Annotated in this window: 25 protein-coding genes; 9 read left to right on the top strand and 16 right to left on the bottom strand. The window is 60.0% G+C overall.

What is annotated here, in order from left to right; genetic code table 11:
* Nucleotides 1-408 precede the first annotated feature (408 nt).
* Nucleotides 409-1,608 (bottom strand): tyrosine--tRNA ligase, encoded by a 1,200-nt coding sequence (gene tyrS, locus PSH66_RS27000; protein WP_003176440.1) that lies wholly within the window; start codon nt 1,606-1,608, stop codon nt 409-411.
* 208 nt (nt 1,609-1,816) lie between these two features.
* Between tyrS and PSH66_RS27005 the strand changes: the two genes are divergently transcribed.
* Nucleotides 1,817-3,235: a peptidoglycan DD-metalloendopeptidase family protein gene (locus tag PSH66_RS27005; RefSeq protein ID WP_305427974.1), complete on the top strand. Its 1,419-nt coding sequence runs from the start codon at nt 1,817-1,819 to the stop codon at nt 3,233-3,235.
* A gap of 3 nt (nt 3,236-3,238) precedes the next feature.
* Nucleotides 3,239-4,330: an anhydro-N-acetylmuramic acid kinase gene (locus PSH66_RS27010; RefSeq protein ID WP_141062972.1), complete on the top strand. Its 1,092-nt coding sequence runs from the start codon at nt 3,239-3,241 to the stop codon at nt 4,328-4,330.
* Between the two features lie 75 nt (nt 4,331-4,405).
* Here PSH66_RS27010 and erpA read toward each other — a convergent pair whose 3' ends face one another.
* Together erpA and argC are read right to left on the bottom strand one after the other, a co-directional pair.
* The gene (gene erpA, locus PSH66_RS27015; RefSeq protein ID WP_003176443.1) at nt 4,406-4,756 is read right to left on the bottom strand and encodes an iron-sulfur cluster insertion protein ErpA; all 351 of its coding nucleotides are present in this window, start codon (nt 4,754-4,756) and stop codon (nt 4,406-4,408) included.
* A 153-nt stretch (nt 4,757-4,909) separates the two neighbouring features.
* Entirely contained in the window at nt 4,910-5,944 is a 1,035-nt protein-coding gene (argC, locus tag PSH66_RS27020) for an N-acetyl-gamma-glutamyl-phosphate reductase (protein ID WP_078826291.1), read from the bottom strand.
* A gap of 135 nt (nt 5,945-6,079) precedes the next feature.
* Here argC and hemJ point away from each other — a divergent pair, with 135 nt between their 5' ends.
* The 6 genes from hemJ (at nt 6,080) to coq7 (ending at nt 10,528) form a co-directional block, all read left to right on the top strand.
* Nucleotides 6,080-6,508, top strand: coding sequence for a protoporphyrinogen oxidase HemJ (gene hemJ / locus PSH66_RS27025; protein ID WP_003176445.1), 429 nt, complete (start codon nt 6,080-6,082; stop codon nt 6,506-6,508).
* A 24-nt stretch (nt 6,509-6,532) separates the two neighbouring features.
* The gene (locus tag PSH66_RS27030; RefSeq protein WP_003176446.1) at nt 6,533-7,495 is read left to right on the top strand and encodes a nitronate monooxygenase family protein; all 963 of its coding nucleotides are present in this window, start codon (nt 6,533-6,535) and stop codon (nt 7,493-7,495) included.
* A 69-nt stretch (nt 7,496-7,564) separates the two neighbouring features.
* Entirely contained in the window at nt 7,565-8,530 is a 966-nt protein-coding gene (locus PSH66_RS27035; RefSeq protein WP_003176447.1) for a DUF805 domain-containing protein, read from the top strand.
* A gap of 60 nt (nt 8,531-8,590) precedes the next feature.
* On the top strand, nt 8,591-9,379 hold the full coding sequence (locus PSH66_RS27040) for an SDR family oxidoreductase (RefSeq protein ID WP_003176448.1): 789 nt from the start codon (nt 8,591-8,593) through the stop codon (nt 9,377-9,379).
* 46 nt (nt 9,380-9,425) lie between these two features.
* The gene (locus PSH66_RS27045; RefSeq protein WP_003176449.1) at nt 9,426-9,764 is read left to right on the top strand and encodes a histidine triad nucleotide-binding protein; all 339 of its coding nucleotides are present in this window, start codon (nt 9,426-9,428) and stop codon (nt 9,762-9,764) included.
* Nucleotides 9,765-9,880: 116 nt separating this feature from the next.
* Nucleotides 9,881-10,528 (top strand): 2-polyprenyl-3-methyl-6-methoxy-1,4-benzoquinone monooxygenase, encoded by a 648-nt coding sequence (coq7, locus tag PSH66_RS27050; protein WP_141062971.1) that lies wholly within the window; start codon nt 9,881-9,883, stop codon nt 10,526-10,528.
* A gap of 58 nt (nt 10,529-10,586) precedes the next feature.
* On the opposite strand, the gene PSH66_RS27055 is transcribed toward coq7, so the two are convergent.
* Nucleotides 10,587-11,009 carry an OsmC family protein gene (locus tag PSH66_RS27055; RefSeq protein WP_003176451.1) on the bottom strand — a complete coding sequence of 141 codons (423 nt, stop codon included), beginning with the start codon at nt 11,007-11,009 and terminating at the stop codon, nt 10,587-10,589.
* A 247-nt stretch (nt 11,010-11,256) separates the two neighbouring features.
* Here PSH66_RS27055 and crp point away from each other — a divergent pair, with 247 nt between their 5' ends.
* On the top strand, nt 11,257-11,901 hold the full coding sequence (gene crp, locus PSH66_RS27060) for a cAMP-activated global transcriptional regulator CRP (RefSeq protein ID WP_042945961.1): 645 nt from the start codon (nt 11,257-11,259) through the stop codon (nt 11,899-11,901).
* Here crp and PSH66_RS27065 read toward each other — a convergent pair.
* The 12 genes from PSH66_RS27065 to PSH66_RS27120 form a co-directional block, all read right to left on the bottom strand.
* Nucleotides 11,898-12,593, bottom strand: a complete 696-nt coding sequence (locus PSH66_RS27065; RefSeq protein WP_305427975.1) for a lipoate--protein ligase family protein — start codon at nt 12,591-12,593, stop codon at nt 11,898-11,900. The two genes, crp and PSH66_RS27065, sit on opposite strands and share 4 nt — an antisense overlap.
* A 161-nt stretch (nt 12,594-12,754) precedes the next feature.
* The gene (trpC, locus tag PSH66_RS27070; protein ID WP_305427976.1) at nt 12,755-13,591 is read right to left on the bottom strand and encodes an indole-3-glycerol phosphate synthase TrpC; all 837 of its coding nucleotides are present in this window, start codon (nt 13,589-13,591) and stop codon (nt 12,755-12,757) included.
* The gene (gene trpD, locus PSH66_RS27075) at nt 13,588-14,637 is read right to left on the bottom strand and encodes an anthranilate phosphoribosyltransferase (RefSeq protein ID WP_003176456.1); all 1,050 of its coding nucleotides are present in this window, start codon (nt 14,635-14,637) and stop codon (nt 13,588-13,590) included. The genes trpC and trpD overlap by 4 nt, the downstream gene beginning before the upstream one ends.
* Nucleotides 14,638-14,646: 9 nt before the next feature.
* On the bottom strand, nt 14,647-15,240 hold the full coding sequence (locus PSH66_RS27080; protein ID WP_003176457.1) for an aminodeoxychorismate/anthranilate synthase component II: 594 nt from the start codon (nt 15,238-15,240) through the stop codon (nt 14,647-14,649).
* 10 nt (nt 15,241-15,250) lie between these two features.
* The gene (gene trpE, locus PSH66_RS27085) at nt 15,251-16,732 is read right to left on the bottom strand and encodes an anthranilate synthase component I (protein WP_305427977.1); all 1,482 of its coding nucleotides are present in this window, start codon (nt 16,730-16,732) and stop codon (nt 15,251-15,253) included.
* A gap of 70 nt (nt 16,733-16,802) precedes the next feature.
* A complete protein-coding gene (locus PSH66_RS27090; RefSeq protein WP_003176459.1) occupies nt 16,803-17,621 on the bottom strand; it encodes a phosphoglycolate phosphatase in 819 nt (272 codons plus the stop codon).
* The gene (rpe, locus tag PSH66_RS27095) at nt 17,618-18,292 is read right to left on the bottom strand and encodes a ribulose-phosphate 3-epimerase (RefSeq protein ID WP_003176460.1); all 675 of its coding nucleotides are present in this window, start codon (nt 18,290-18,292) and stop codon (nt 17,618-17,620) included. The genes PSH66_RS27090 and rpe overlap by 4 nt, the downstream gene beginning before the upstream one ends.
* Nucleotides 18,293-18,376: 84 nt before the next feature.
* Nucleotides 18,377-19,525 carry an iron-containing alcohol dehydrogenase gene (locus PSH66_RS27100; protein WP_003176461.1) on the bottom strand — a complete coding sequence of 383 codons (1,149 nt, stop codon included), beginning with the start codon at nt 19,523-19,525 and terminating at the stop codon, nt 18,377-18,379.
* A gap of 146 nt (nt 19,526-19,671) precedes the next feature.
* The gene (locus PSH66_RS27105; RefSeq protein ID WP_003176462.1) at nt 19,672-20,496 is read right to left on the bottom strand and encodes an ABC transporter permease; all 825 of its coding nucleotides are present in this window, start codon (nt 20,494-20,496) and stop codon (nt 19,672-19,674) included.
* 12 nt (nt 20,497-20,508) lie between these two features.
* Nucleotides 20,509-21,756 carry an ABC transporter permease gene (locus PSH66_RS27110; protein WP_305427978.1) on the bottom strand — a complete coding sequence of 416 codons (1,248 nt, stop codon included), beginning with the start codon at nt 21,754-21,756 and terminating at the stop codon, nt 20,509-20,511.
* A 162-nt stretch (nt 21,757-21,918) separates the two neighbouring features.
* On the bottom strand, nt 21,919-22,959 hold the full coding sequence (locus PSH66_RS27115) for an ABC transporter substrate-binding protein (RefSeq protein WP_305427979.1): 1,041 nt from the start codon (nt 22,957-22,959) through the stop codon (nt 21,919-21,921).
* 44 nt (nt 22,960-23,003) lie between these two features.
* Nucleotides 23,004-24,116: an ABC transporter ATP-binding protein gene (locus tag PSH66_RS27120; protein ID WP_003176465.1), complete on the bottom strand. Its 1,113-nt coding sequence runs from the start codon at nt 24,114-24,116 to the stop codon at nt 23,004-23,006.
* Between the last annotated feature and the right edge of the window lie 68 nt (nt 24,117-24,184).

The following is a 24,184-nucleotide window of genomic DNA, read 5'->3' on the forward strand; positions in this document are numbered from 1 at the left end:
TGATAATCTTGTTGACTATCAGTCTGACTCCACAAGCACCCACACGAATTGCTTGATTCAGTTGTTAAAGAGCGGTTGGTTAAGATGTTTCGTCTCAACCGAGGCGCGCATTCTACAGCAGCCTCATTTGCTGTCAAGCGGTTATTTTCAGAAGCTTTCGAAGATTTCTTCAACAACTTCAACCACTTGCGCTTCCGATCTCTCGTCAGCGGGAGGCGAATTCTACAGCGTTACACGCTGCTGTCAACACCTCTTTTTCAACTTCCTTTTGACTTCGATGAACTGAAGCGACTTGCTGTCGAAAACTACTTAACTCATTGTTTACCAAGGAGTTTTCCGTTTCGACTGCGCCGGAAGTGGGGCGAATTATAGACAGATATAATTCGCCGTCAACACCTAATTCAGGACTTATTCGGATTTGAGCGTAATACGCGCAAATGCCTTCTTCCCCGCCTGACAAACATGGGTCGCCCCCAGCTCATATATAAAGGTGCGATCCACCACCTCACCATCTATACGCACGCCGCCGGAACCCAGCAGATCACGCGCCACTGCCGAGTTCTTCACCAAGCCCGCCTTATTAAGGACAGCAGCGATAGGCATCGCCTCGGCAGCCGCCAACTCAATTTCCGGCAGGTCATCCGGCAGCTCGCCATCCTTCATGCGATTGCCCGCTGCACGATGTGCGCTCGCCGCCGCTTCTTCACCATGGAAGCGCGCAACAATCTCTTCGGCCAGCTTGATTTTCACATCACGCGGATTGGCGCCTGCTTCAACATCAGCACGCAGCGCATTGATCTCATCCATCGAACGGAAACTCAGCAGCTCGAAGTAACGCCACATCAGCGCATCAGGAATGGAAACCAATTTGCCGTACATCACACCCGGCGCCTCCTGGATCCCCACATAGTTACCCAGGGACTTGGACATCTTCTTGACGCCATCCAACCCTTCCAGCAACGGCATGGTCAGAATGCACTGAGCCTCCTGGCCATACGCACGCTGCAGCTCTCGCCCCATCAGCAGGTTGAATTTCTGATCGGTACCGCCCAACTCCACGTCGGCACGCAACGCCACCGAGTCATACCCTTGAACCAGCGGGTACAAAAACTCATGAATGGCGATCGGCTGATTGGTCGAATAGCGCTTGTCGAAGTCATCACGCTCAAGCATGCGCGCAACGGTGTACTGGGAAGTCAGGCGAATGAAGTCCGCCGGACCCATCTGATCCATCCAGGTAGAGTTGAACGCCACCTCGGTCTTGGCCGGATCAAGAATCTTGAACACCTGAGTCTTGTAGGTCTCGGCGTTATCGAGCACCTGCTCACGGGTCAGCGGCGGACGCGTGGCACTCTTGCCACTCGGATCACCGATCATCCCGGTGAAATCACCTATAAGGAAGATGACCTGATGCCCCAGCTCCTGAAATTGGCGCAGCTTATTAATAAGCACGGTATGACCCAGGTGCAGATCCGGCGCCGTCGGATCAAAGCCAGCCTTGATACGCAGGGGCTGACCACGCTTGAGCTTTTCGATCAGCTCGGCCTCGACCAACAGTTCTTCCGCACCACGTTTTATCAGCGCTAGCTGCTCTTCAACCGACTTCATAACAGACCCGCAAGGCTCAGATTCAAAAGGGAACCAACCATACAAGATCAGGGACTAATTACAAGTTTTGCCCTGCGCACGGACACCGTTCAGCAAGCCCAGCGTTCGCGAGCTTGCGCCACAGATGATTTGGTTATATTTTATACAGTTATTTCATCTTCATCATGTCATTCATCTTTTCCATTTCATCTTCAAAGTCAAATTACCTATGACCACCGAACCGTCTAAAGCGCCGCCGCTTTACCCGAAGACCCACCTGCTCGCCGCAAGTGGTATCGCCGCCCTTCTCAGCCTGGCACTCCTGGTATTCCCTTCCAGTGACGTAGAAGCCAAACGAACATCCCTCAGCCTTGACTTGGAAAGTCCGGTTGAACAACTGACACAAGATCAAGACGCTTCCGACGCTCAACAAGCCACAAATGCGCCAGCTGAATCGCCGTTCGCGCAGATAGAAAGTACGCCCGAAGACACGCAGCAAGCCGTGCAGGACCAACCGAAACCCGCAGCAGACACCGCCAAGAATGCCCAACACCGCGAAGTGATCGTGGCAAAAGGCGATACACTTTCGACCTTGTTCGAGAAGGTCGGCCTCCCCGCTGCAACCGTCAACGAAGTGCTGACCAGCGACAAGCAAGCCAAGCAATTCACCCAGCTTAAACACGGCCAGAAACTTGAGTTCGAGCTGACGCCGGACGGCCAGCTGAATACCCTGCACAGCAACATCAATGACCTCGAAAGCATCTCCCTGACCAGGGGCGCCAAAGGCTTTGCCTTCAACCGCATCACCACTAAACCCGTCATGCGCTCTGCCTACGTCCACGGCGTGATCAATAGCTCGCTGTCACAATCGGCCGCCCGCGCCGGTTTGTCCCACAACATGACCATGGACATGGCCAGTGTGTTTGGCTACGACATCGACTTCGCCCAGGACATCCGCCAGGGTGATGAATTCGATGTGATCTACGAGCAGAAAGTCGCCAACGGCAAAGTGGTCGGCACCGGCAACATTCTTTCCGCACGCTTCACCAACCGCGGCAAGACCTATACCGCTGTGCGTTACACCAACAAACAAGGCAACAGCAGCTACTACACCGCCGACGGCAATAGCATGCGCAAAGCGTTCATCCGCACGCCAGTGGACTTCGCTCGTATTAGCTCGCGTTTCTCCATGGGTCGCAAGCATCCAATTCTGAACAAAATCCGCGCGCACAAAGGCGTCGACTATGCCGCCCCGCGCGGCACGCCGATCAAGGCAGCCGGAGATGGCAAGGTTCTGCTGGCCGGGCGTCGCGGCGGTTACGGCAACACCGTCATCATCCAGCACGGCAATACCTATCGTACGTTGTACGGCCATATGCAAGGCTTCGCCAAAGGCGTGAAGACCGGCGGTAACGTCAAGCAGGGGCAGGTGATCGGTTATATCGGCACAACGGGCCTGTCCACCGGTCCACACTTGCACTATGAATTCCAGGTCAATGGCGTACACGTCGACCCTTTGGGCCAAAAACTGCCGATGGCCGACCCGATCGCCAAGGCCGAACGCGCGCGCTTCATGCAGCAAAGCCAACCACTGATGGCGCGCATGGACCAGGAGCGCTCCACCCTGCTGGCCTCGGCGAAGCGTTAAGCCATGCCGCTCTATATAGGCGTGATGTCCGGAACCAGCCTCGATGGCCTGGATATCGCCCTGATCGAACAGGATTCGGCGATCAACCTGATCGCCACTCACTACACGCCAATGCCGGATACTCTGCGCGCCGAGCTGCTGAGCTTGTGCGCCAGCGGCCCGGATGAGATAGCCCGCTCAGCAATTGCCCAGCAGCACTGGGTCCGCCTCGCGGCCCAAGGCATTCACACCCTGCTCGCCCAGCAAAACCTCAACCCCCAGGCCATTCGCGCAATCGGCAGCCATGGGCAGACCATCCGCCACGAGCCTTCTCTAGGGTTTACCGTACAGATCGGTAACCCGGCGCTGCTCACCGAGCTGACAGGTATCACCGTGGTCAGCGATTTCCGCAGCCGCGATGTGGCCGCCGGCGGCCAAGGCGCGCCGCTGGTACCCGCGTTTCATGAAGCACTGTTTGGCGAACGCACAGGGAACCGCGCGGTATTGAATGTAGGCGGTTTCAGCAACCTCAGCCTGATCGAAACCGGCAAGCCCGTAGCCGGTTTCGACTGTGGGCCAGGCAATGTCCTGCTGGACGCCTGGATTCATCTGCAGCGTGGAGAGAACTTCGACCGTGACGGTCAATGGGCAGGCAGTGGCAAGGTCGAGCCCCAACTGCTCAATACATTGCTCGGCGATCCGTTTTTCTTGACCAAAGGCCCCAAAAGCACCGGTCGAGAGGTGTTCAACCTGCAATGGCTGCAACAGCACCTCGGCCAATTGCCAGCCTTTCAGCCTCAAGACATTCAGGCGACGCTGCTCGAACTCACCGCACGGACCATCGTCGAGTCCCTGCAAATGGCGCAGCCTCATACCGAAACCCTGTTGGTGTGTGGCGGCGGCGCCCATAACACGACCTTGATGAACCGCCTGGCGGCCCTGCTACCTTCAACCCAGGTCAGCAGCACCACCAAGTATGGCGTAGACCCGGATTGGGTCGAAGCCATGGCCTTCGCCTGGCTGGCCCATTGCTGCCTGGAAGGCATCGCCGCCAACCGTCCCAGCGTCACTGGCGCACGTGGCTTGCGAATCTTGGGCGCGATCTACCCCGCCTGAGCGCCAGACAGCAAAACGCCGCTTGGCTGTTCAAAGCCAAGCGGCGTTTCTATCGGTTATGGACCAGACCATCGATCAGATCGAGAACGAAGACCCGCAACCACAAGTGGTAGTGGCGTTAGGGTTCTTGATCACGAAACGCGAACCCTCCAGACCTTCCTGATAATCCACCTCTGCACCGGCCAGGTATTGGAAGCTCATCGGGTCCACAACCAGGCTGACGCCCTCGCGTTCAACGATGGTGTCATCGTCAGCCACGTCTTCATCGAAGGTAAAACCGTACTGAAACCCTGAACAACCGCCGCCCGTAACGAATACGCGCAGCTTCAAGCGATCATTACCCTCTTCATCGACCAGGCTCTTCACCTTGTGCGCAGCACCGTGGGTGAATTGCAAAGCCGTGGGGGTGAAGGATTCAACGCTCATGCTGATAATCTCCCGGCGTAGCGCCGCCATATGCGTAATGGCCGGTATTATCCGCTTCTCCTAGAAAAGCGGTCAACTATTAAGGGAGCAGCGGCAAGCTTAAAGCCATAAGCTTCAAGCCTGCCATTGCCAACTTGCGGCGTGCGGCCGCCGTTAAGGCAGCATGCCCGCGTGGGACAGGCCCAACTTTTCATCCAGGCCAAACAGAATGTTCATGTTCTGTACCGCCTGGCCAGACGCGCCCTTGACCAAGTTATCGATCACCGACAACACCACCACCAGGTCACCGTCCTGCGGACGATGTACCGCGATCCGGCAGACGTTGGCACCACGCACGCTGCGGGTTTCCGGGTGGCTGCCGGCCGGCATTACGTCGACGAACGGTTCATTGGCATAGCGCTTCTCAAACAACGCCTGCAGATCAACCGAGCGATCAACCACCGTCGCGTAGAGCGTGGAGTGAATACCGCGAATCATTGGCGTCAGGTGCGGTACGAAGGTCAGCCCAACGTCCTTTCCGGCAGCACGGCGCAGGCCCTGACGAATTTCCGGCAGATGGCGATGCCCCTTTACCGCATAGGCTTTCATGCTTTCCGACGTTTCGGAGTACAGCGAACCTACCGCGGCACCACGGCCGGCGCCGCTGACACCCGACTTGCAGTCTGCGATCAAGCGCGAAGTATCGGCCAGGCCCGCTTCGAGCAGCGGCAGGAAACCCAGCTGGGTTGCGGTCGGATAGCAACCCGGCACAGCGATCAGACGCGCCTGCTTGATTTGCTCACGATTGACCTCCGGCAGGCCATACACGGCTTCTTCCAACAGCTGCGGCGCACCGTGAGGCTGGTTGTACCATTTGGCCCATTCATCGGCGTCCTGCAGACGGAAGTCCGCCGACAGGTCGATTACCTTGGTGCCGGCTGCCAGCAGCTCACCGGCCAGTGCATGGGCAACACCGTGGGGCGTGGCAAAGAACACTACGTCGCAGGCGCCAAGGGTCTTGATGTCCGGCACGCTGAACGCCAGGCCGTCGTAATGGCCTCGCAGGTTCGGGTACATATCGGCCACGGCCAGGCCGGCCTCGGATCGAGAAGTGATGACCACCACCTCAGCTTGCGGATGCTGAGCCAACAGACGCAGCAATTCGACACCGGTGTAACCCGTGCCGCCGACGATACCGACCTTGACCATAAACCTGCCCTCAACGAACCACTGGAAAGCCGTCGATAATAGGGGCCGCATCGTTCTGCGACAACCGCCAACGTGACGTACGGACGCATGAGCCACTACTATCTTCAGTTACCGTGAACCTGGGAATAACTAAACATGCTCTATCTATGGGTCAAAGCCTTCCATATCGTCAGCATCGTCTGCTGGTTTGCCGGGCTGTTCTACCTGCCACGCCTGTTTGTCTACCACGCCCAAAGCGAAGACACCGTCAGCAAGGAACGCTTCAGCGTCATGGAGCGCAAGTTGTACCGCGGCATCATGGGCCCGGCGATGCTTGCCAGCCTGGTGTTTGGCATCTGGTTGATCGCGCTTAACCCAGGCGTCTTCAGCACGGGCGGCTGGATTCACGCCAAGCTGACACTGGTGGTGCTGCTGATCGGTTATCACCACATGTGCGGCGCCCAGGTAAAACGTTTTGCCCGTGGCGAAAACACCCGCAGCCATGTCTTTTATCGCTGGTTCAATGAAGTGCCGGTTCTGATATTGCTGGCTATCGTAATTTTGGTCGTGGTCAAACCGTTCTAATTTCAATTATCCGGGGGACTTCCAATGACGCTGCCCGCTCTGCTTGAACAACGTCTGCGCCTGCCCGTGGTAGCAGCGCCGATGTTCCTGATTTCCAACCCGCAACTGGTACTTGCCTGTTGTCGTAATGGGGTGGTTGGGAGCTTCCCGGCCCTTAACCAGCGCGAAAGCAGTGGTTTCAAGGCCTGGCTGGAGGAAATCGAAGCGGGCCTGGCGCAGTTGGACAACCCCGCGCCCTACGCCGTCAACCTCATCGTGCACAACAGCAACCCACGCCTGGAAGCAGACCTGGCGATCTGCGTCGAGCACAAGGTCCCCATCGTCATCACCAGCCTGGGCGCAGTGAAGGAGTTGGTGGACGCCGTACACAGCTATGGTGGCCTGGTGTTCCATGACGTCACCACGCGGCGGCATGCCGAAAAAGCCGCGCAAGCCGGTGTGGACGGTCTGATCGCCGTGGCGGCGGGCGCCGGTGGCCATGCCGGCACTTGGAGCCCATTTGCGCTGGTCGCGGAGATTCGCCAATTTTTCGATAAAACCCTGCTGCTGGCCGGCTGCTTGAACCACGGTCATGAGATACTCGCCGCCCAACTGCTGGGAGCGGACCTGGCCTATTTCGGCACGCGCTTTATCGGCACGACGCAAAGCCACGCCCCAGATGCGTATAAAGAGATGCTGCTCACATCGCGTGCCGCAGACATCGTGCACACTCCTGCTGTCTCCGGCGTGCCTGCAAGCTTTATGCGCCAGAGCCTGGAAAACGCCGGTTTCGATCTCGCCGCCCTGCAAGGCAAAGGCGAAGTCAATTTCGGCGCCAAGCTCAAGCCGTTGAATGACGAAGCCAAGGCCTGGAAGACCGTTTGGTCCGCCGGCCAGGGCGTCGGTGAGATAAACGATTTGCCCAGCGTCGATGAACTTGTTGCCCGCCTGGACGCCGAATACCGCAAGGCGCGCGAGCAAGCGGCACAGTTGCGTTGGCCACGCTGAACCCACCGCATGACCTGCCGATTGAGCGGGCCTGCACTCCCCCACTGATTAGATGACAAGGATGCCCGCATGAGCGACAACCGTTTCAAGATAGTGTTTGATGGAGCCTTGCTCCCGGGTGTCGAGAGCACCACGGCCAAGATGAACCTGGCCGAACTGTTCAAGAGCACCGTTGAAGAAATCGAGAAACTCTTCACCGGCCGCCCGGTTGCATTGAAACGCGACCTGCCCCGTCCCGATGCCGAAACCTACCTCGCCGCGTTGAGAAACGCCGGTGTCGATGCGCGTATCGAAGCCGAACAACCCGTGGCATTCAGCCTGGCCGAAACCCACGAGACCGATTCCGGCGCCGCGGATTTCTCACGCCCGGCCGCCTCACCCTACGCACCGCCGCGTGCCGCGGTGGGTGAGAACCTGCCGGAGTACGCCGAACTCAAGGTCTTCACCATCAACGGGCGTATCGGTCGCCTGCGGTACCTGGCATGGACGCTGGTACTGACCGTTGCGCTGCTGGTAGCGGCTGGCATCATCAGCACCGTTGGCTTTGCCGTGGCCACCGCTTCGCCGACGGCAGGCACCATTCTCGGCGTGCTGCTGGGTCTCGCGTTGTTCGTCGCGGCAGTCGTCGTGAGCGTGCAAATCGGCGTACAACGCCTGCATGACCTCGGGTGGTCCGGCTGGCTGTACCTGTTGAACCTGGTGCCGCTGGTGAACAGCATTTTCCCACTGCTGCTGCTGGTGATGCCGGGTAACACGGGCGCCAACCAGTACGGCGCGCCGCCACCGCGCAACTCCACTTCGGTAAAGGTATTGGCCACCCTGTGGCTGGCGTTCATTCCGGTAATACTCATCATCGCAGTGTCGCTGGGCATGAACGGCTACTTCGACCAACTCGAAGCCAACATGGACAGCAGCTACGAAAGCAGCTCCATCACCTCCGATGAAGACGCCGACACCAGCGTGATCGTCGAGCAAGAAGACGCGCAAAGTGCTGACGAAGCGGCCGAACCTGTAGACTCCCCGGAAGAACAGTAAAGAAACGCCCCCATCCGTGATGCCTTCATCATTGATGGGGGCGTTGCGATGGAGAAAGGCATGACCCGTTACGCTCTGATCACCGGTGCTTCCAGCGGCATCGGCCTGGCCTTGGCCGAAGCCCTTGCCCGTCGCGGCCGCAGCTTGATTCTGGTGGCCCGCCAGCGTGATCAGTTGGAAAGCATTGCACTCGAACTGACTCAACGATTTGGCGTCGAGGTGCTGTTTCGCGCCTGCGACCTGGGCGAGCCGCTGCGCTTGTCCGGGTTCCTGCTGGAGCTTGAAGAAGGCGAACGGCAGATCGACCTGCTGGTGAACTGCGCCGGTATCGGCACCAGCGGCCCCTTCCTGGCCCAGGACTGGATGACCGAACAGGACCTGATCGAAGTCAACATCCTCGCCCTGACCCGCATGTGTCACGCCCTGGGCAATGCCATGGCGTTGCATGGCGGCGGGCAAATCCTCAATGTCGCCTCGGTGGCCGCCTTCCAACCCGGCCCATGGATGAGCAGCTACTACGCCAGCAAGGCCTATGTGCTGCACTTCTCCGAAGGCCTGCGCGAAGAACTGAGGACCTGTGGCATCAAGGTCTCGGTGCTTTGCCCTGGCCCTACGCGCACCGCGTTCTTCGGCACCGCGCACATGGACACCGCCAAACTCGACCGCAGCGAGCAGCTGATGAGCCCGGAAGAAGTCGCGCTGTACACCGTGCGGGCGCTGGAAAAGAACAAAGCCATCATTATTCCCGGACGACGCAACCGCTGGCTGGCCTTCAGCCCGCGCTTGAGCCCACGCTGGCTGACCCGCAAGATCGCCGGTGCGATCAACAAGGCCTATTGCCCACGTTGATTGCCTGAGTACACTCACCCAGCACATTCATAATGGAGAAACAGCTGTGGATACTCTGTTCACAAAGATCATCAACAGAGAAATACCTGCGAAGATTATCTATGAGGATGACCAAGTCCTGGCCTTCCACGATATTGCCCCTCAGGCGCCAGTGCATTTTCTGGTGATCCCAAAGAAGCCGATCCGTACGCTCAATGACCTCACGCAAGACGACAAGGCACTGGCCGGGCACATCCTGTTCACCGCCCAGCGCCTGGCCCTTGAACTTGGCTGCGAGGAAGGTTTCCGCGTCGTCATGAACTGCAATGAAAAGGGCGGCCAGACCGTCTATCACATCCATATGCATGTGCTGGGTCAGCGCCAGATGAACTGGCCGCCGGGCTGACAGGCCTCTGAAACGGATCGCAGCACTGTGCTGCGACTCCGTGCCCTTGACTCAGCGCAAACGCTTCACCCTCTCTTGCGGTAAACTGGCCGCCGAGATTCTTTCCGGAGGTCAGCATGACTACTCAACGTCACTACTCGCCAATTGACCGTCTGTTGCTGCAAGCCGACACGGCCATGCGCACATTGCTGCCTTTCAGCGGCCAACCTTACCGTCCGTCGCCCGCCATCGTGCAGCCAGACGCGCAGATGAGCGAGACAGAGACCCGTCATGTCGCCGGCCTGATGCGCATCAACCATACCGGTGAAGTCTGCGCCCAGGCGCTGTACCAGGGCCAGGCCCTGACCGCCAAGCTGCCACAAGTGCGCGTGGCCATGGAACACGCAGCCGAGGAAGAAATCGATCACCTGGCGTGGTGCGAACAACGCATCCGCCAACTGGGCAGCCATCCCAGCGTACTCAACCCGCTGTTTTACGGAATGTCGTTCGGCATCGGCGCGGTTGCAGGCTTGATCAGCGACAAGGTCAGCCTCGGTTTTGTCGCCGCAACCGAACATCAGGTATGCAAACACCTGGATGAACACCTGGAACAATTGCCGGCCGAAGACGAAAAGTCCCGGGCGATTCTTGAGCAGATGCGCATCGATGAAGAACATCACGCCGAAAGCGCCCTGGATGCCGGCGGTTTCCGCTTCCCGGCGCCAGTGAGGTTTGGCATGAGCCTGCTGGCCAAGGTCATGACCAAAAGCACCTACCGCATCTGACCCAACCTGATGAAAAAAAGGGCGCTATCAAAGCGCCCTTCTCTTTGCCGATGAGTCATCAGCCCAACTCGATAATCTCGTAATCATGGGTGATGGCCACACCCGCCGCACCAAGCATGATCGATGCGGAGCAGTACTTCTCGGCCGACAGTTCAATAGCACGCTTGACCTGCGCTTCTTTCAGCCCCCGGCCCTTCACCACGAAATGCATGTGGATCTTGGTGAACACCTTGGGATCCTCCGTGGCGCGCTCGGCCTCCAGAAACGCTTCGCAACTTTCTACGGCCTGACGGGATTTCTTCAGGATGCTGACCACGTCGAAATTGCTGCAACCGCCTACGCCAAGCAGGAGCATTTCCATCGGACGTACGCCCAGGTTACGGCCACCGGCTTCCGGCGGGCCATCCATGACCACTACATGGCCGCTGCCCGATTCACCGAGGAACATGGCTTCGCCCGCCCATTGGATGCGTGCCTTCATCGCCCAGACTCCACTGCTAAAAAAGGGTCGCCAGCTTAGCACAGGGCCTGCCCGCGTCAGCGTTTCCCACAAAAGTGATCAATAGCAGGACTTCCCTGGAAAATTGGCTAATCGAGACAGAATGTGTCTGTTAAGCTGGCGCCAAATCGATGGCGTATTGCCACCCTTTTATACAGCGTGTATCAATGCCGATACCGCTGAATCCAACAACTCAAACCACTTCGCGCTGCCTTTTCGGGATACAACCATGGTTGCTCTTACTCCCATACCCAAAATCAAAAATCTCGACAAGCTGTTAACCCACTGCCAGCGTCGGCGCCATCCGGCCAAGCACAACATCATCTGCGCCGGCGAGCGCTCCGAAACGTTGTTCTTCATTATCAAAGGCTCGGTCACCATCCTGATCGAGGACGAAGACGGCCGCGAGATGATCATCGCCTACCTGAACACCGGGGATTTCTTCGGCGAGCTGGGGCTGTTTGAACAAGCGGGCAAAGAGCAGGAACGCAGCGCCTGGGTGCGGGCCAAAGTCGAGTGCGAAGTGGCCGAGATCAGCTACACCAAATTCCGCGAACTGGCCCAACAAGACCCTGACATCCTCTACGCCCTCAGCGGCCAGATCGCCCAACGCCTGCGAGACACCACGCGCAAGGTAGGCGACCTGGCATTCTTCGACGTCACCGGTCGCGTGGCCCGCTGCCTGCTGGAACTGTGCAAGCAACCCGACGCCATGACCCACCCCGATGGCATGCAGATCAAGGTTACGCGCCAGGAAATCGGACGTATTGTCGGCTGTTCACGGGAAATGGTCGGCCGCGTGCTCAAGGACCTGGAAGAACGCAACCTGGTACATGTCAAAGGCAAGACAATGGTGGTGTTCGGTACCCGTTAACCCGGCAGGAAGCTGGCCAGCATCTGACGGTACAACGTATCCAGCCGGCTGATCGCATCCGGCGCGGGGAAAGCTTCGTGCAGGGCGATATGGCGGTCGGCACGAACCCGTTGCTCCAGACCACAAGCCTCATTGAAGCGATTGACCGCAGCAATCAGCTCTTCGCGATCGTTATCCAGCAACAAGGCGCCATGCACCAACCCCACTGGACGGCCACCGCTTTGCCGCCAGCGCTGGGCCGTGCCGACCATTTTGCGGCCATTGAGATTGACGTTGTAGCGACCGTCGCAAAATGCGCCGTCGATTTCACCCACAGAAGCATCGCCACCCAATTCGATCAGCACGTCGCAGATCGGCTGGCACAACCGCTGGTAACCGGTTTCGATGCGGCCCTGGTCGCCTTCGCTGCGCGGTGGCGCATAGACCAGTGCGATATTGACCGTGGCACTCGACTGCGGCACCGGCTCCCCACCGGTCTCCCTTAGCAACACCGGCCAGCCGGCCTCGGCCGAGACTTGGCTGGCCGTTTCGAATGCCGGCAGCCGACTTAAACGCCTTGGCATCACCAAGGCTTGATCGCTGGGTTGCCAGAACAGCAGGCCGTATTCCTGTTCGCCTGCACAGACGGCAGCGAGCAAGGCTTGCTCGGCAGAAAGTCCGACTTCGACCGTCATCGACACTGGCTGGATCATCGAACACCCACCTTGCTGAATAAACACAAAGCCCAATGTGGGAGGGGGCTTGCTCCCGATAGCGGTGGTTCAGCCAGCACATCTGTCACTGGAACACCGTTATCGGGAGCAAGCCCCCTCCCACATTTTGACTGCATTTCAAGTTTTGACCGTGTTTCTGATCAGTCCAGGGTCGAACCACTCACCGCCACACCACGCTCCGGGAAGAACAGGCGTTGCAGCTCTGCCCCAGGACTCTCGGCACGCATGAACGTCTCACCCACCAGGAACGAATACACGCCGCTGATTTCCATCAGCTCCACATCGGCGCGATTGACGATGCCGCTCTCGGTGATCACCAGACGGTCGCGCGGAATACGCGGCAACAGGTCGAGGGTAGTTTCCAGGCTGACGTCAAAGGTGTGCAGGTTACGGTTGTTCACCCCCATCAGCGGCGTGTCGAGGGTTTTCAATGCGCGTTCCAGCTCATCACCGTCATGCACTTCCACCAACACGTCGAGGCCGACGCTTTTGGCCACGGCCGCCAGCTCGGCCAGCTTCACGTCATCCAGTGCGGAGACGATCAGCAACACGCAGTCGGCGCCCAGGGCACGCGCTTCAACGATCTGATACGGGTCGACCATGAAGTCCTTGCGGATCACCGGCAATTTGCACGCCGCGCGAGCCTGTTGCAGGAACAGATCGGAACCCTGGAAGAAATCGATATCGGTCAAAACGGACAGGCAAGTCGCGCCGCCCTTCTCGTAGCTGGCCGCGATTTCAGCCGGTACGAAGTGCTCTCGGATCACGCCTTTGCTCGGCGAAGCCTTCTTGATCTCAGCGATAACGGCCGGCTGCTTGAGCTTGGCCTGAGCGATCAAGGCATTGGCAAACCCGCGCGATGCACCGGCGCTTTTCGCCAAGGTTTCAAGCTCGGCCAGGCTCACGCGGGCACGGCGCTCGGCGACTTCTTCGGCCTTGCGGGCCAGGATCTTTTCCAGAACGGTCGGCACACTCATCCTTCATTCTCCATCTTGAATACTGCGGTGAATGCTCCCAGCTCTTCGAGCTTTTCGCGAGCCAGACCGGTGTGCAGCGCATCGTGGGCCAACGCGACACCTTCCTTAAGACTATAGGCATGGTCGGCGGCGTAAAGTGCCGCGCCAGCATTGAGAACAATCATCTCTGCAGCCTTTTGACCGTTCTCGGTCTTGCGCCGCCCCAAGGCGTCGCGAATCAACTCCAGCGACGCCGCCGGGCTTTCCACCGCCAGACCGTGCAGGCTCTGGCTTTTCATGCCCAAGTCTTCAGGCTCGACCCAATATTCGCTGATCTGGTCATCCTTCAGTTCCGCCACAAAAGTCGGCGCGGCCAGACTGAATTCGTCCAGGCCGTCTTTGGAGTGCACCACCAGCACATGCTTGCTGCCCATGCGCTGCAGCACCTCAGCCAATGGCCGGCACAACGCCTGGCTGAATACGCCCACCACCTGGTGCTTCACACCGGCCGGATTCGTAAGCGGGCCGAGCATGTTGAACAAGGTGCGCAGGCCCAAGTCTTTGCGCGGGCCGGCGGCGTGCTTCATTGCGCCGTGGTGGGACTGGGCAAACATGAAGCCGATGCCGACGTTATCGATGCAACGCGCCACTTGCACGGGCGTCAGGTTCAGGTAGATGCCGGCCGCTTCCAGCAGGTCGGCACTGCCGCTCTTGCCGGACACCGCACGGTTACCATGCTTGGCCACGGTGCAACCCGCCGCCGCCACTACAAAGGACGAAGCCGTCGACACGTTGAAGATATTCGCACCGTCACCGCCGGTGCCGACCACGTCAACCACACCGTCGAGGGTCTTGAGTTCAACTTTGTCCGCCAGCTCACGCATCACCGAGACGGCGCCGACGATTTCGTCGATGCTTTCGCTCTTCATGCGCATGGCCATCATGAACGCGCCGATCTGCGCGTCGGTGCATTGACCGGTCATGATCTCGCGCATCACATCGCTCATTTCAGCGGTGCTCAGGTCCAGATGGCCGACGATACGGCTCAGGGCAGTCTTGATATCCATGGAAAGTCCTTAGCGCGTGCCGCCGCTCTGCTTGAGAAAGTTGGCGAACAGCTCGTAGCCCTGCTCGGTCAGGATCGACTCGGGGTGAAATTGCACCCCTTCGATATTAAGTGTCTTGTGACGCAGGCCCATGATCTCGTCGACGGAGCCGTCTTCCAGTTGGGTCCAGGCTGTCAGTTCCAGGCATTCAGGCAGGGTTTCGCGCTTGACTACCAGCGAATGGTAGCGGGTCACCGTGACCGGCAAGTTAAGGCCTTGAAACACGCCCGTGTTCTTATGGAACACCGGGCTGGTCTTGCCGTGCATCACCTGGCGCGCGCGCACCACGTCACCGCCAAACGCCTGGCCGATGGACTGATGGCCCAGGCACACGCCCAGGATCGGCAGTTTGCCGGCGAAGTACTGGATAGCCTCGAGGGAAATACCCGCCTCGGTCGGCGTGCACGGGCCCGGCGAAACCACGATGCGTTCGGGGTTCAGCGCAGCAATTTGCGCCACGCTGAGTTCGTCGTTGCGCACCACCTTGACCTCGGCACCCAGCTCGCCCAGGTACTGCACGACGTTGTAGGTAAAGGAGTCGTAGTTATCAATCATCAGCAACATGGGGGAAACCTCAGGAATTGGGGGTCTGTTCAGCCAGCGCTACGGCGCGGAACATCGCGCGGCGCTTGTTCAGGGTTTCTTCCCATTCGAGGGCCGGCACTGAGTCGGCGACGATCCCGCCACCGGCCTGCACATGCAGCTCCCCGTCCTTGATCACTGCCGTGCGGATCGCAATGGCGGTGTCCATGTTGCCGTTCCAGGCGAAATACCCCACGGCGCCGCCGTAGACGCCGCGTTTGACCGGCTCCAGTTCGTCGATGATTTCCATCGCGCGGATCTTCGGCGCGCCCGACAAGGTGCCGGCCGGCAAAATGGCGCGCAAGGCGTCCATCGCGGTCAAGCCGGCTTTCAGCTCACCGGTGACGTTGGACACGATGTGCATCACGTTGGAGTAGCGCTCGATGACCATCTTTTCGGTCAGTTTCACCGAGCCGATTTCCGAGACGCGCCCGGTGTCGTTGCGGCCAAGGTCGATCAGCATCAGGTGCTCGGCGATTTCCTTGTCGTCGCTCAGCAGGTCTTCTTCCAGTGCCATGTCCGCTTCTTCGGTCGCGCCGCGTGGGCGTGTACCGGCAATCGGGCGCACGGTGATCAGATTGTCTTCGACGCGCACCAGCACTTCCGGCGAACTGCCCACCACGTGGAAGTCGCCAAAGTTGAAGAAGTACATGTACGGCGTCGGGTTGAAGCAGCGCAGCGCCCGGTATAGGTCGATGGGCGCCGCCTTGAAGTCGATGGACATGCGCTGGGACGGCACCACCTGCATGCAGTCACCAGCGAGGATATATTCCTTGATGGTGTCGACGGCGCGCTCGTAGTCATCCTGGGTAAAGCTCGAACGAAAGATCGGGTCGGCCGCCGGCGGACGGCTGAGGTCCAGGCCGCGACGCGGGGTGATCGGCTGGCGCAGTTTTTCCAGCAGGGCTTCGAGGCTGGCCTGACCGCTCTCGAACGCATCCGCCTGAGCCGGATCGGCCAGCACGATGGCGTGCATCTTGCCGGCGAGGTTGTCGAACACCACCACCGCGTCGGACACCATCAGCAGAATGTCCGGCACGCCCAGTGGGTCGGGGTTCGGGCATTTTCCCAGGCGTTTTTCCACATAACGCACGCAGTCGTAGCCGAAATACCCCACCAGGCCACCATTGAAACGCGGCAGGCCAGGGATCGTCGGCACGTTGTAGCGCGCCTTGAAGGTTTCGACAAAGGCCAGCGGGTCTTCTACATCATGGCTTTCGATCTCGATGCCATCGTGGGTGATGCTCACGTGATGGTCATGCACCCGCATTACCGTGCGGCATGGCAGACCGATGATCGAGTAACGGCCCCACTTCTCGCCGCCCTGCACCGATTCCAGCAGATAGGAATTGGGCTCGTCGGCCAGTTTTAGGTAGATCGACAGCGGCGTGTCGAAGTCGGCCAGGGTTTCGCAGGCCAGGGGAATACGGTTATAGCCGGCAGCGGCCAAACGCAGGAATTCTTCGCGGATCATGAGGTGCCTCGTGGTGTGAGGGTCTAACAGTCAGGTAGGCAAACGTGCCGCATGGCGCGGCCAGGATCAGTCAGGCGCGCCAACGCCAGCGGGCCAGGGCCTTGATGACTTTCATCCAGAGTTTGCGAGTGACCACCACGATGGAATTTCCAGAAGGGGACGGATCGGTATCGGGCAACGTTATCTCAGCGCCCGCTCCCAAGCAACCGGGGATTAGCAGTCGCAGGTCATCAATCACCAGCGCCGGCGATTCCTCGGCAATCGGCCGGCCATGGTTATAGCCGTAGCTCAAGGCTACGCACTGCACGCCCGCCGCTTTTGCCGCCAGCACATCACTGCGCGAATCGCCGACGAACAACGACTGGGACGCCGGGATATTGGCCATTTTCATCACGAAAAACAGCGCCGCCGGGTCGGGCTTCTTCTGCGGCAAGGTATCGCCGCCGATGATCCAACGGAAATAACGGCCGATTTTCATCTGGTCCAACAGCGGTGCGACGAAGCGCTCCGGCTTGTTGGTGATCAGGGCCATTTCCACGCCCTGCTTGCTCAGCCACTTGAGGGTGTCACGTACGCCGGGGTAAACCACGGTCAGCTCATGGTCGCCTTCATAGGCGGCGTTGAACAACTCCAGGGCATGTTCGGCCTCCACCTCGTCGACACCGTCGGCATCGATGTGGTTGGCCAGGGCCCGGCGCACGAGCATCGGCGCGCCGTTGCCGACCCAGTCGCGTACCGATTCGAGCCCCGCGGGCGGGCGCCCCAGCTTGAGCAGCATCTGGTCCACCGCCGCCGCCAGGTCCGGCACAGAGTCGATCAAGGTACCGTCCAGATCGAACATCACCAGCCGTGGCAGTTTGCCGGGGAACAACTGCTCAAAGCCGCTCATGGACGCGCCAAAGCCAGTTCGGCACGCATCTTGTCGATGACTTCCTGGTAGTTCGGCGCATTGAAGATGGCCGAGCCGGCCACAAACGTGTCAGCGCCGGCGGCAGCGATTTCACGGATATTGTTGACGTTCACCCCACCGTCGATTTCCAGGCGAATCTCGCGACCCGAGGCATCGATCAACGCGCGGGCTTCACGCAGCTTGTCGAGGGTGCCGGGAATGAACTTCTGCCCGCCGAAACCGGGGTTGACGCTCATCAGCAACACCATGTCGACCTTGTCCATCACGTACTTGAGCACGTCCAGCGGGGTGGCCGGGTTGAACACCAGCCCCGCCTTGCAACCGCCTTCGCGGATCAGTTGCAGAGTGCGGTCGACGTGCAGCGAGGCTTCCGGGTGGAAGGTGATGTAGGTCGCGCCGGCCTCGATGAAATCACCGATGATGCGGTCCACCGGGCTGACCATCAGGTGCGCGTCGATCGGCGCGGTGATGCCGTATTTGCGCAGCGCCGCGCAGACCATCGGGCCGATGGTCAGGTTGGGCACATAGTGGTTGTCCATGACATCGAAGTGCACGAAATCGGCACCGGAGGCCAACACGTTGTCCACTTCCTCACCCAGGCGGGCGAAATCGGCGGAGAGAATCGATGGGGCAATGACGAAGGGCTGCATGACGCACCTTTTCTGAGCTAAATCACGATGGCGCGCATTGTATACCTCATGCTTTGTTGCGCGCACCGTGAGCTGGCTCAATGGCTAGTAAGCGGCCCGGTAGATTTTCTCGATATCCGCCACGCTGAGCTTGCGCGGGTTGTTGCGCATCAGCCGATCGATCCCCGCGGCTTCGGCGGCCATGGCCGGGATCGCATCCTCGGGAATGCCGAAACTGCGCAGGCCTGCCGGGATCTCTACTGCGGCGCAAAGTTGCGTCATGGCCTCGACCGCACGGTCGGCAGCCTCGTTGACACTCAACCCGAGGGTATTCACGCCCATGGCCTGGGCAATGTCCTGCATGCGTTCGACACAGGCGAGCTTGTTCCAGTGCATCACGTAGGGCAGCAGCAGCGCATTGCTCACGCCGTGGGCAATATTGAAACGCCCGCCCAGCGGATAGGCCAACGCATGCACCGCGCCCACCCCGGCGTTACCAAAGGCCATGCCGGCCATCAGGCTGGCGGTGGCCATGTCGTCCCGGGCTTGTAAATGGGCGGGGTTGGCGTAGGCCTTGGGCAGCGCCTTGGCGATCAGCTTGATCGCACCGATAGCCAACGCATCGGTGATCGGCGAGGCGTTCAGCGACAGGTAGGATTCAACGGCATGCACCAACGCGTCCACGCCGCTGGCGGCGGTGACGCTGCGCGGGCAGGTCAAGGTCATTTGCGGGCTGATCAGCGCCACGTCCGGCAACAGGTAATCGCTGACGATGCCTTTTTTCAACTGCGCGACTTTGTCGGAGAGAATCGCCACATTGGTCACTTCCGAGCCGGTGCCGGCCGTGGTCGGAATCGCGATCAACGGTGGTCCCTTGCGCGGCACCTGATCGATACCGAACAAATCCGCCAGAGCACCGTGGTAACCGGCATAGGCCGCCACGCTTTTAGCGATATCGATGGCACTGCCGCCGCCCAGGCCGATCAGGCCGTCGTGCCCGCCGTCGCGGTAGGCCTGCATGCAGTCTTCGACGATGGCGATTTCCGGGTCGGGCAGCACGCGGTCGAAGATTTCGTAGCTGCGCTCGCCCAGGTGTTCGAGGGCCAAGGCGACGGTGCCGGATTTGACCAGCACCGCATCCGTGACGATGAGCGGGTTGTCCACATCCAGGCGGGTCAGCTCGGCGGCCAGTTGCTCGATGGCGCCGGCGCCGGTCAGCAGTTTGTGGGCGATCTTGAATGAGGAAGTACTCATGTGCGCGGCCTCTTCTCTGTGATGGGCTGGCACAAGAGTAGCTGATGCATTGGGGTTGTCTGCCATTCAGCGGCTGAATGGTCTTCGCAGTTCAACACACCCCTGTGGGAGGGGGCTCCCTCCCACATGTTGATCTCGGCTTGGCTTTAAACCTGGGCGGTGCGCAGTTTCTCGCTACGGCCGCGCAACCATTCCAGCGTCAGCAACAGCAACACCGAGAACGCGATCAGTAAGGTCGCCGCCGCCGCGATCGTCGGGCTGAGGTTCTCGCGGATACCGCTGAACATCTGGCGTGGCAGGGTCGCTTGCTCCGGGCCGGCGAGGAACAGCGTGACCACCACCTCATCGAACGAGGTCGCGAATGCAAACAGCGCCCCGGAAATCACCCCCGGTGCGATCAACGGCAGCGTCACCCGACGAAACGCAGTCAAGGGCGAAGCCCCCAGGCTGGCCGCCGCCCGCACCAAGTTATGGTTGAAACCCTGCAAGGTCGCCGACACGGTGATGATCACAAACGGCACGCCCAACACCGCGTGCACTACGATCAATGAGAAAAAGCTGTTACCCAGGCCCAGCGGCGCAAAGAACAGGTAGCTGGCAACACCGATGATTACCACCGGCACCACCATCGGCGAAATCACCAGGGCCATCACCAGCGCCTTGCCGGGGAAATTCCCACGGGTCAGGCCAATCGCCGCCAAGGTGCCGAACACCATCGCCAGCACCGTCGCCGCCGGGGCGACGATAATGCTGTTTTTCAACGCACGCATCCATTCGGCCGAGGCAAAGAAATCGTGGTACCACTGCAACGAAAAGCCCTGCAGCGGGTACACCAGGAAACTGCCGCTGTTGAACGACAACGGGATGATCACCAGCACGGGCAATATCAGGAACAGCAGGATCAAGCCGCAGAGAATCCGCAAGCTGTAGAACCACACCCGTTCCACGGGGGACATATAAGGGCTCAGCATCGCAAGGTCTCCTCAGCTCAGGCGCAGGCGGCTGGCGCCGACCAGTCGGTTGTAGATCAGGTACAGCACCACGGTCGCCAGCAGCAGCAATCCGCCCAAGGCCGTCGCCATGCCCCAGTTGATGCTGGTGTTGGTATAGAAGGCCACGAAGTAGCTGACCATCTGGTCGTTCGGGCTGCCCAGCAAGGCCGGGGTGATGTAGTAGCCGATTGCCAGAATGAACACCAACAGGCAACCGGCGCCAACGCCTGCATACGTCTGCGGGAAATACACGCGCCAGAAGCTGGTGAACGGGTGGCAGCCCAGGGAAATCGCCGCTCGCATGTAGGTGGGTGAGATGCCCTTCATCACGCTGTAGATCGGCAGGATCATGAACGGCAGCAGGATATGCACCATCGAGATGTACACCCCGGTGCGGTTGAACACCAGTTCCAGAGGCTTGTCGATCAGGCCCATGCCCATCAACGCGCTGTTGATCAGGCCACCCGATTGCAGCAGCACGATCCACGCAGCAACCCGCACCAGGATCGAGGTCCAGAACGGCAGCAACACCAAAATCATCAGCAAATTGCTTTTACGCGCCGGCAGGTTGGCCAGCAGGTAAGCCAGGGGATAGGCCAGCAGCAGGCAAATGACCGTGATGACCAGGCCCATCCAGAAGGTGCGGGCGAAAATGTCCAGGTAGATCGCCTGGTCGGGCGTGGCCGGGGCGATTTCGCCGAGGTCGTCGATGCGGTGATCGACGGCCGCCAGCAGGTAGTACGGCGTCAGGCTGCTGGTATTGCGCCGGATCGCCTGCCAGTACGCCGGGTCACCCCAACGTTCGTCGAGGGTTTCCAGCGCTTCTTTATAAGAGGCCGGCGCTTCGGTAAACGGCAGCGCCCGCGCGGTTTTGGTCAGCAGGCTGCGGTAGCCGGCCAGTTCCATGTTCAAGCGCTTGGACAAATCGCCCAAGGTCTGGTTTTTACGTGCTTCACCCAGGTCTTCACTGAGGGCTTGGTACACCGGCTCGCCCGGCAGGCCACGCCCGTCCCAGGCCGTCACCGCCGCCACGGTACGCGGCAAGCCGCCCACCACTTCCGGGTTGCCGACGCTCTTGAACAACAGCGCAACGATCGGCACCAGGAACACCAGCAGCAAGAACAGCACCAGCGGCGCAATCAAGGCCTGGGCCTTCCAGCGGTTAAGCCGCTCGGCACGCGCCAGGCGCTGCTTGAGGGTGGGGCTGTTGACCTCGTTCGAGGGAACGGCGATGGCCATGGCTGACTCCGGATATTGAAGATAAATGCACACCCTTGTGGGAGGGGGCTTGCTCCCGATAGCGGTGGATCCGTCAGCCTGTGTATTGCCTGACAGTCTGCCATCGGGAGCAAGTCGAATCGTCGCACCGCCCCTCCCACAGGGGTTCAGCGGTGCTGCTGGTTACTTGGCAGCCCAGGAGTTGAAGCGCTGCTCGAGCTGTTCGCCGTTATCCGCCCAGAAGCTCACATCGATCTGGACCTGGTTGGCGATGTTTTCCGGCGTGGTCGGCATGTCCTTGAGGATGTCCTTGGCCAGCAACGCAACGGCTTGGGTGTTGGCCGGGCCGTAGGCGATGTTTTCCGAGTAGGTCTTCTGCTGCTGCGGCGCGACCGAGAAGGCGATGAATTTCTTCGCCGCTTCCGCACGGTCCTTGGCCAGGCCTTTAGGGATGGCCCAGGCGTCAAAGTCGTAGATGCCGCCGTTCCACACCACTTTCAGGTTGCTTTCCTTTTGCACAGCGGCGATACGGCCGTTGTAGGCCGAACTCATCACCACGTCGCCCGAGGCCAGGTACTGTGGCGGTTGTGCGCCGGCTTCCCACCATTGGATCGACGGCTTGAGTTCGTCGAGCTTCTTGAACGCACGGTCCTGGCCATCCTTGCCGGCCAGTACTTTGTAGACGTCTTTCGGCGCTACGCCGTCGGCCATCAGAGCGAATTCCAGGGTGTACTTGGCGCCTTTACGCAGGCCGCGCTTGCCCGGGAATTTCTTGGTGTCCCAGAAATCCGCCCAGCTGGTGGGTGCGGAAGCCAATTTGTCGGCGTTGTACGCCAGCACGGTCGACCACACGAAGAAGCCCACGCCACAGGGCTGGATCGCGCCCTTCACGTAGTTGGCGCTGTCGCCGAACAGTTTCGGGTCGAGCGGTTCGAACATGTCTTCGTCGCAACCACGGGACAGTTCCGGCGATTCCACTTCCACCAGGTCCCAGGACACGCTCTTGGTGTCGACCATGGCTTTGACCTTGGCCATCTCACCGTTGTACTCGCCGGCGACGATCTTGCCGTTACCCGCGCTTTCCCACGGCGCGTAGAACGCCTTGACCTGGGCCGCCTTGTTCGCGCCACCAAAAGACACCACTGTCAGGTCCGGGCCGGCCATGGCCTGTGTCGCACCCATCAAACCGAGGGCGAGCGCTGAATACTTAAGGGATTTCAACATTGTTGTTCTCTCCACGTGCAGGGTTGGTGAAGCCATGGGGGCGATCAATTCGCCTCTAGAAGTGGGTCGAGCGCGCGAACGTGCTCGACTTGCCAGCCAATCGGTACCACGTCGCCGACCGCCAGGGCCGGGTCCAGCTCGGCAATCGGTTGTTTCACAAAAAAATCGGTCTTGCCGCAGACTTCCAGGCGCACACGCACGTGGTCGCCCAGGTAGATGAATTCCGCCACCCTCCCGGAGAAGCGGTTGACGCAGCTTTCGCTGGAGCCGTTGAGGCTGACGCGCTCCGGACGCACCGACAGCGTCACCGGGCCGCCGAGCTGGCCGACATTCACCGCCAGCGCTTCAACCTTCTCGCCGCGCGCCAACTCCACCACGCAGCGCTCGCCGCTGTGGCTGTGCAGGCGGCCGTTGAGGCGGTTGTTCTCGCCGATGAAGTTGGCCACGAAGGTGTTCCTGGGTTCTTCGTACAAGGTGCGCGGCGGGGCGATCTGCTGGATCTCGCCCTGGTGAAACACCGCCACGCGGTCGGACATGGTCAAGGCTTCGCCCTGGTCGTGGGTCACGTACACCACCGTCACGCCGAGGCGCTGGTGCAGGTGCTTGATCTCCATCTGCATGTGCTCGCGCAGTTGCTTGTCGAGGGCGCCGAGGGGTTCATCCATAAGCACAAGCTGCGGTTCGAACACCAGCGCACGGGCCAGGGCCACACGCTGTTGCTGGCCGCCGGACAGTTGCGCCGGGTAGCGCTGGGCGAAGGCGTCAAGCTGGACCATGCTGAGCACGCGCTTGACCCGCTCGCTGATATCGGTCTTGCTCAACCCACGCACCGACAGCGGGAACGCCAGGTTCTCGGAAACGGTCATGTGCGGGAACAACGCGTAGTTCTGGAACACCATGCCGATGTCGCGCTTGTGCGGCGGCACGTTGTTGATCGAGCGCCCCGCCAGCTGGATCTCACCAGCGGTCGGCGTTTCAAAGCCGGCGAGCATCATCAGGCTGGTGGTCTTGCCGGAACCTGAAGGCCCGAGCAAGGTGAGGAACTCGCCCTTGCGAATCTCCAGGTTGAGGTCTTTGACGATCAGGTTCTCGCCGTCGTAGCTCTTCTGCACGCCACGAAAGCTGACCAGCACATCATTTGAATCCACCTCGCTCATACCCGCACCTTTGTGTTTTGGACTGCTGTGGCACAAGCGTAGTCCACGCCAGAGCCCCCGGAAATCGG

Origin of the sequence: Pseudomonas sp. FP597 (assembly GCF_030687435.1) — a bacterium.
GTDB classification, from domain to species: Bacteria; Pseudomonadota; Gammaproteobacteria; order Pseudomonadales; family Pseudomonadaceae; genus Aquipseudomonas; species Aquipseudomonas lactucae.

Excerpts from the sequence above, each read along its gene's own strand:
- PSH66_RS27090 (WP_003176459.1), bottom strand. The coding sequence starts at position 17,621 with ATGAGCGGCTTTGAGCAGTTGTTCCCCGGCAAACTGCCACGGCTGGTG.
- PSH66_RS27035 (WP_003176447.1), top strand. The coding sequence starts at position 7,565 with ATGAGCGACAACCGTTTCAAGATAGTGTTTGATGGAGCCTTGCTCCCG.
- trpE (WP_305427977.1), bottom strand. The coding sequence starts at position 16,732 with ATGATCCGCGAAGAATTCCTGCGTTTGGCCGCTGCCGGCTATAACCGT.
- trpC (WP_305427976.1), bottom strand. The coding sequence starts at position 13,591 with ATGAGTGTGCCGACCGTTCTGGAAAAGATCCTGGCCCGCAAGGCCGAA.
- PSH66_RS27065 (WP_305427975.1), bottom strand. The coding sequence starts at position 12,593 with ATGATCCAGCCAGTGTCGATGACGGTCGAAGTCGGACTTTCTGCCGAG.
- argC (WP_078826291.1), bottom strand. The coding sequence starts at position 5,944 with ATGGTCAAGGTCGGTATCGTCGGCGGCACGGGTTACACCGGTGTCGAA.
- PSH66_RS27040 (WP_003176448.1), top strand. The coding sequence starts at position 8,591 with ATGACCCGTTACGCTCTGATCACCGGTGCTTCCAGCGGCATCGGCCTG.
- PSH66_RS27080 (WP_003176457.1), bottom strand. The coding sequence starts at position 15,240 with ATGTTGCTGATGATTGATAACTACGACTCCTTTACCTACAACGTCGTG.
- PSH66_RS27120 (WP_003176465.1), bottom strand. The coding sequence starts at position 24,116 with ATGAGCGAGGTGGATTCAAATGATGTGCTGGTCAGCTTTCGTGGCGTG.
- PSH66_RS27030 (WP_003176446.1), top strand. The coding sequence starts at position 6,533 with ATGACGCTGCCCGCTCTGCTTGAACAACGTCTGCGCCTGCCCGTGGTA.
- PSH66_RS27100 (WP_003176461.1), bottom strand. The coding sequence starts at position 19,525 with ATGAGTACTTCCTCATTCAAGATCGCCCACAAACTGCTGACCGGCGCC.
- trpD (WP_003176456.1), bottom strand. The coding sequence starts at position 14,637 with ATGGATATCAAGACTGCCCTGAGCCGTATCGTCGGCCATCTGGACCTG.
- PSH66_RS27005 (WP_305427974.1), top strand. The coding sequence starts at position 1,817 with ATGACCACCGAACCGTCTAAAGCGCCGCCGCTTTACCCGAAGACCCAC.
- hemJ (WP_003176445.1), top strand. The coding sequence starts at position 6,080 with ATGCTCTATCTATGGGTCAAAGCCTTCCATATCGTCAGCATCGTCTGC.
- erpA (WP_003176443.1), bottom strand. The coding sequence starts at position 4,756 with ATGAGCGTTGAATCCTTCACCCCCACGGCTTTGCAATTCACCCACGGT.
- PSH66_RS27105 (WP_003176462.1), bottom strand. The coding sequence starts at position 20,496 with ATGCTGAGCCCTTATATGTCCCCCGTGGAACGGGTGTGGTTCTACAGC.
- rpe (WP_003176460.1), bottom strand. The coding sequence starts at position 18,292 with ATGCAGCCCTTCGTCATTGCCCCATCGATTCTCTCCGCCGATTTCGCC.
- tyrS (WP_003176440.1), bottom strand. The coding sequence starts at position 1,608 with ATGAAGTCGGTTGAAGAGCAGCTAGCGCTGATAAAACGTGGTGCGGAA.
- PSH66_RS27115 (WP_305427979.1), bottom strand. The coding sequence starts at position 22,959 with ATGTTGAAATCCCTTAAGTATTCAGCGCTCGCCCTCGGTTTGATGGGT.
- PSH66_RS27110 (WP_305427978.1), bottom strand. The coding sequence starts at position 21,756 with ATGGCCATCGCCGTTCCCTCGAACGAGGTCAACAGCCCCACCCTCAAG.
- PSH66_RS27055 (WP_003176451.1), bottom strand. The coding sequence starts at position 11,009 with ATGAAGGCACGCATCCAATGGGCGGGCGAAGCCATGTTCCTCGGTGAA.
- PSH66_RS27010 (WP_141062972.1), top strand. The coding sequence starts at position 3,239 with ATGCCGCTCTATATAGGCGTGATGTCCGGAACCAGCCTCGATGGCCTG.
- crp (WP_042945961.1), top strand. The coding sequence starts at position 11,257 with ATGGTTGCTCTTACTCCCATACCCAAAATCAAAAATCTCGACAAGCTG.
- coq7 (WP_141062971.1), top strand. The coding sequence starts at position 9,881 with ATGACTACTCAACGTCACTACTCGCCAATTGACCGTCTGTTGCTGCAA.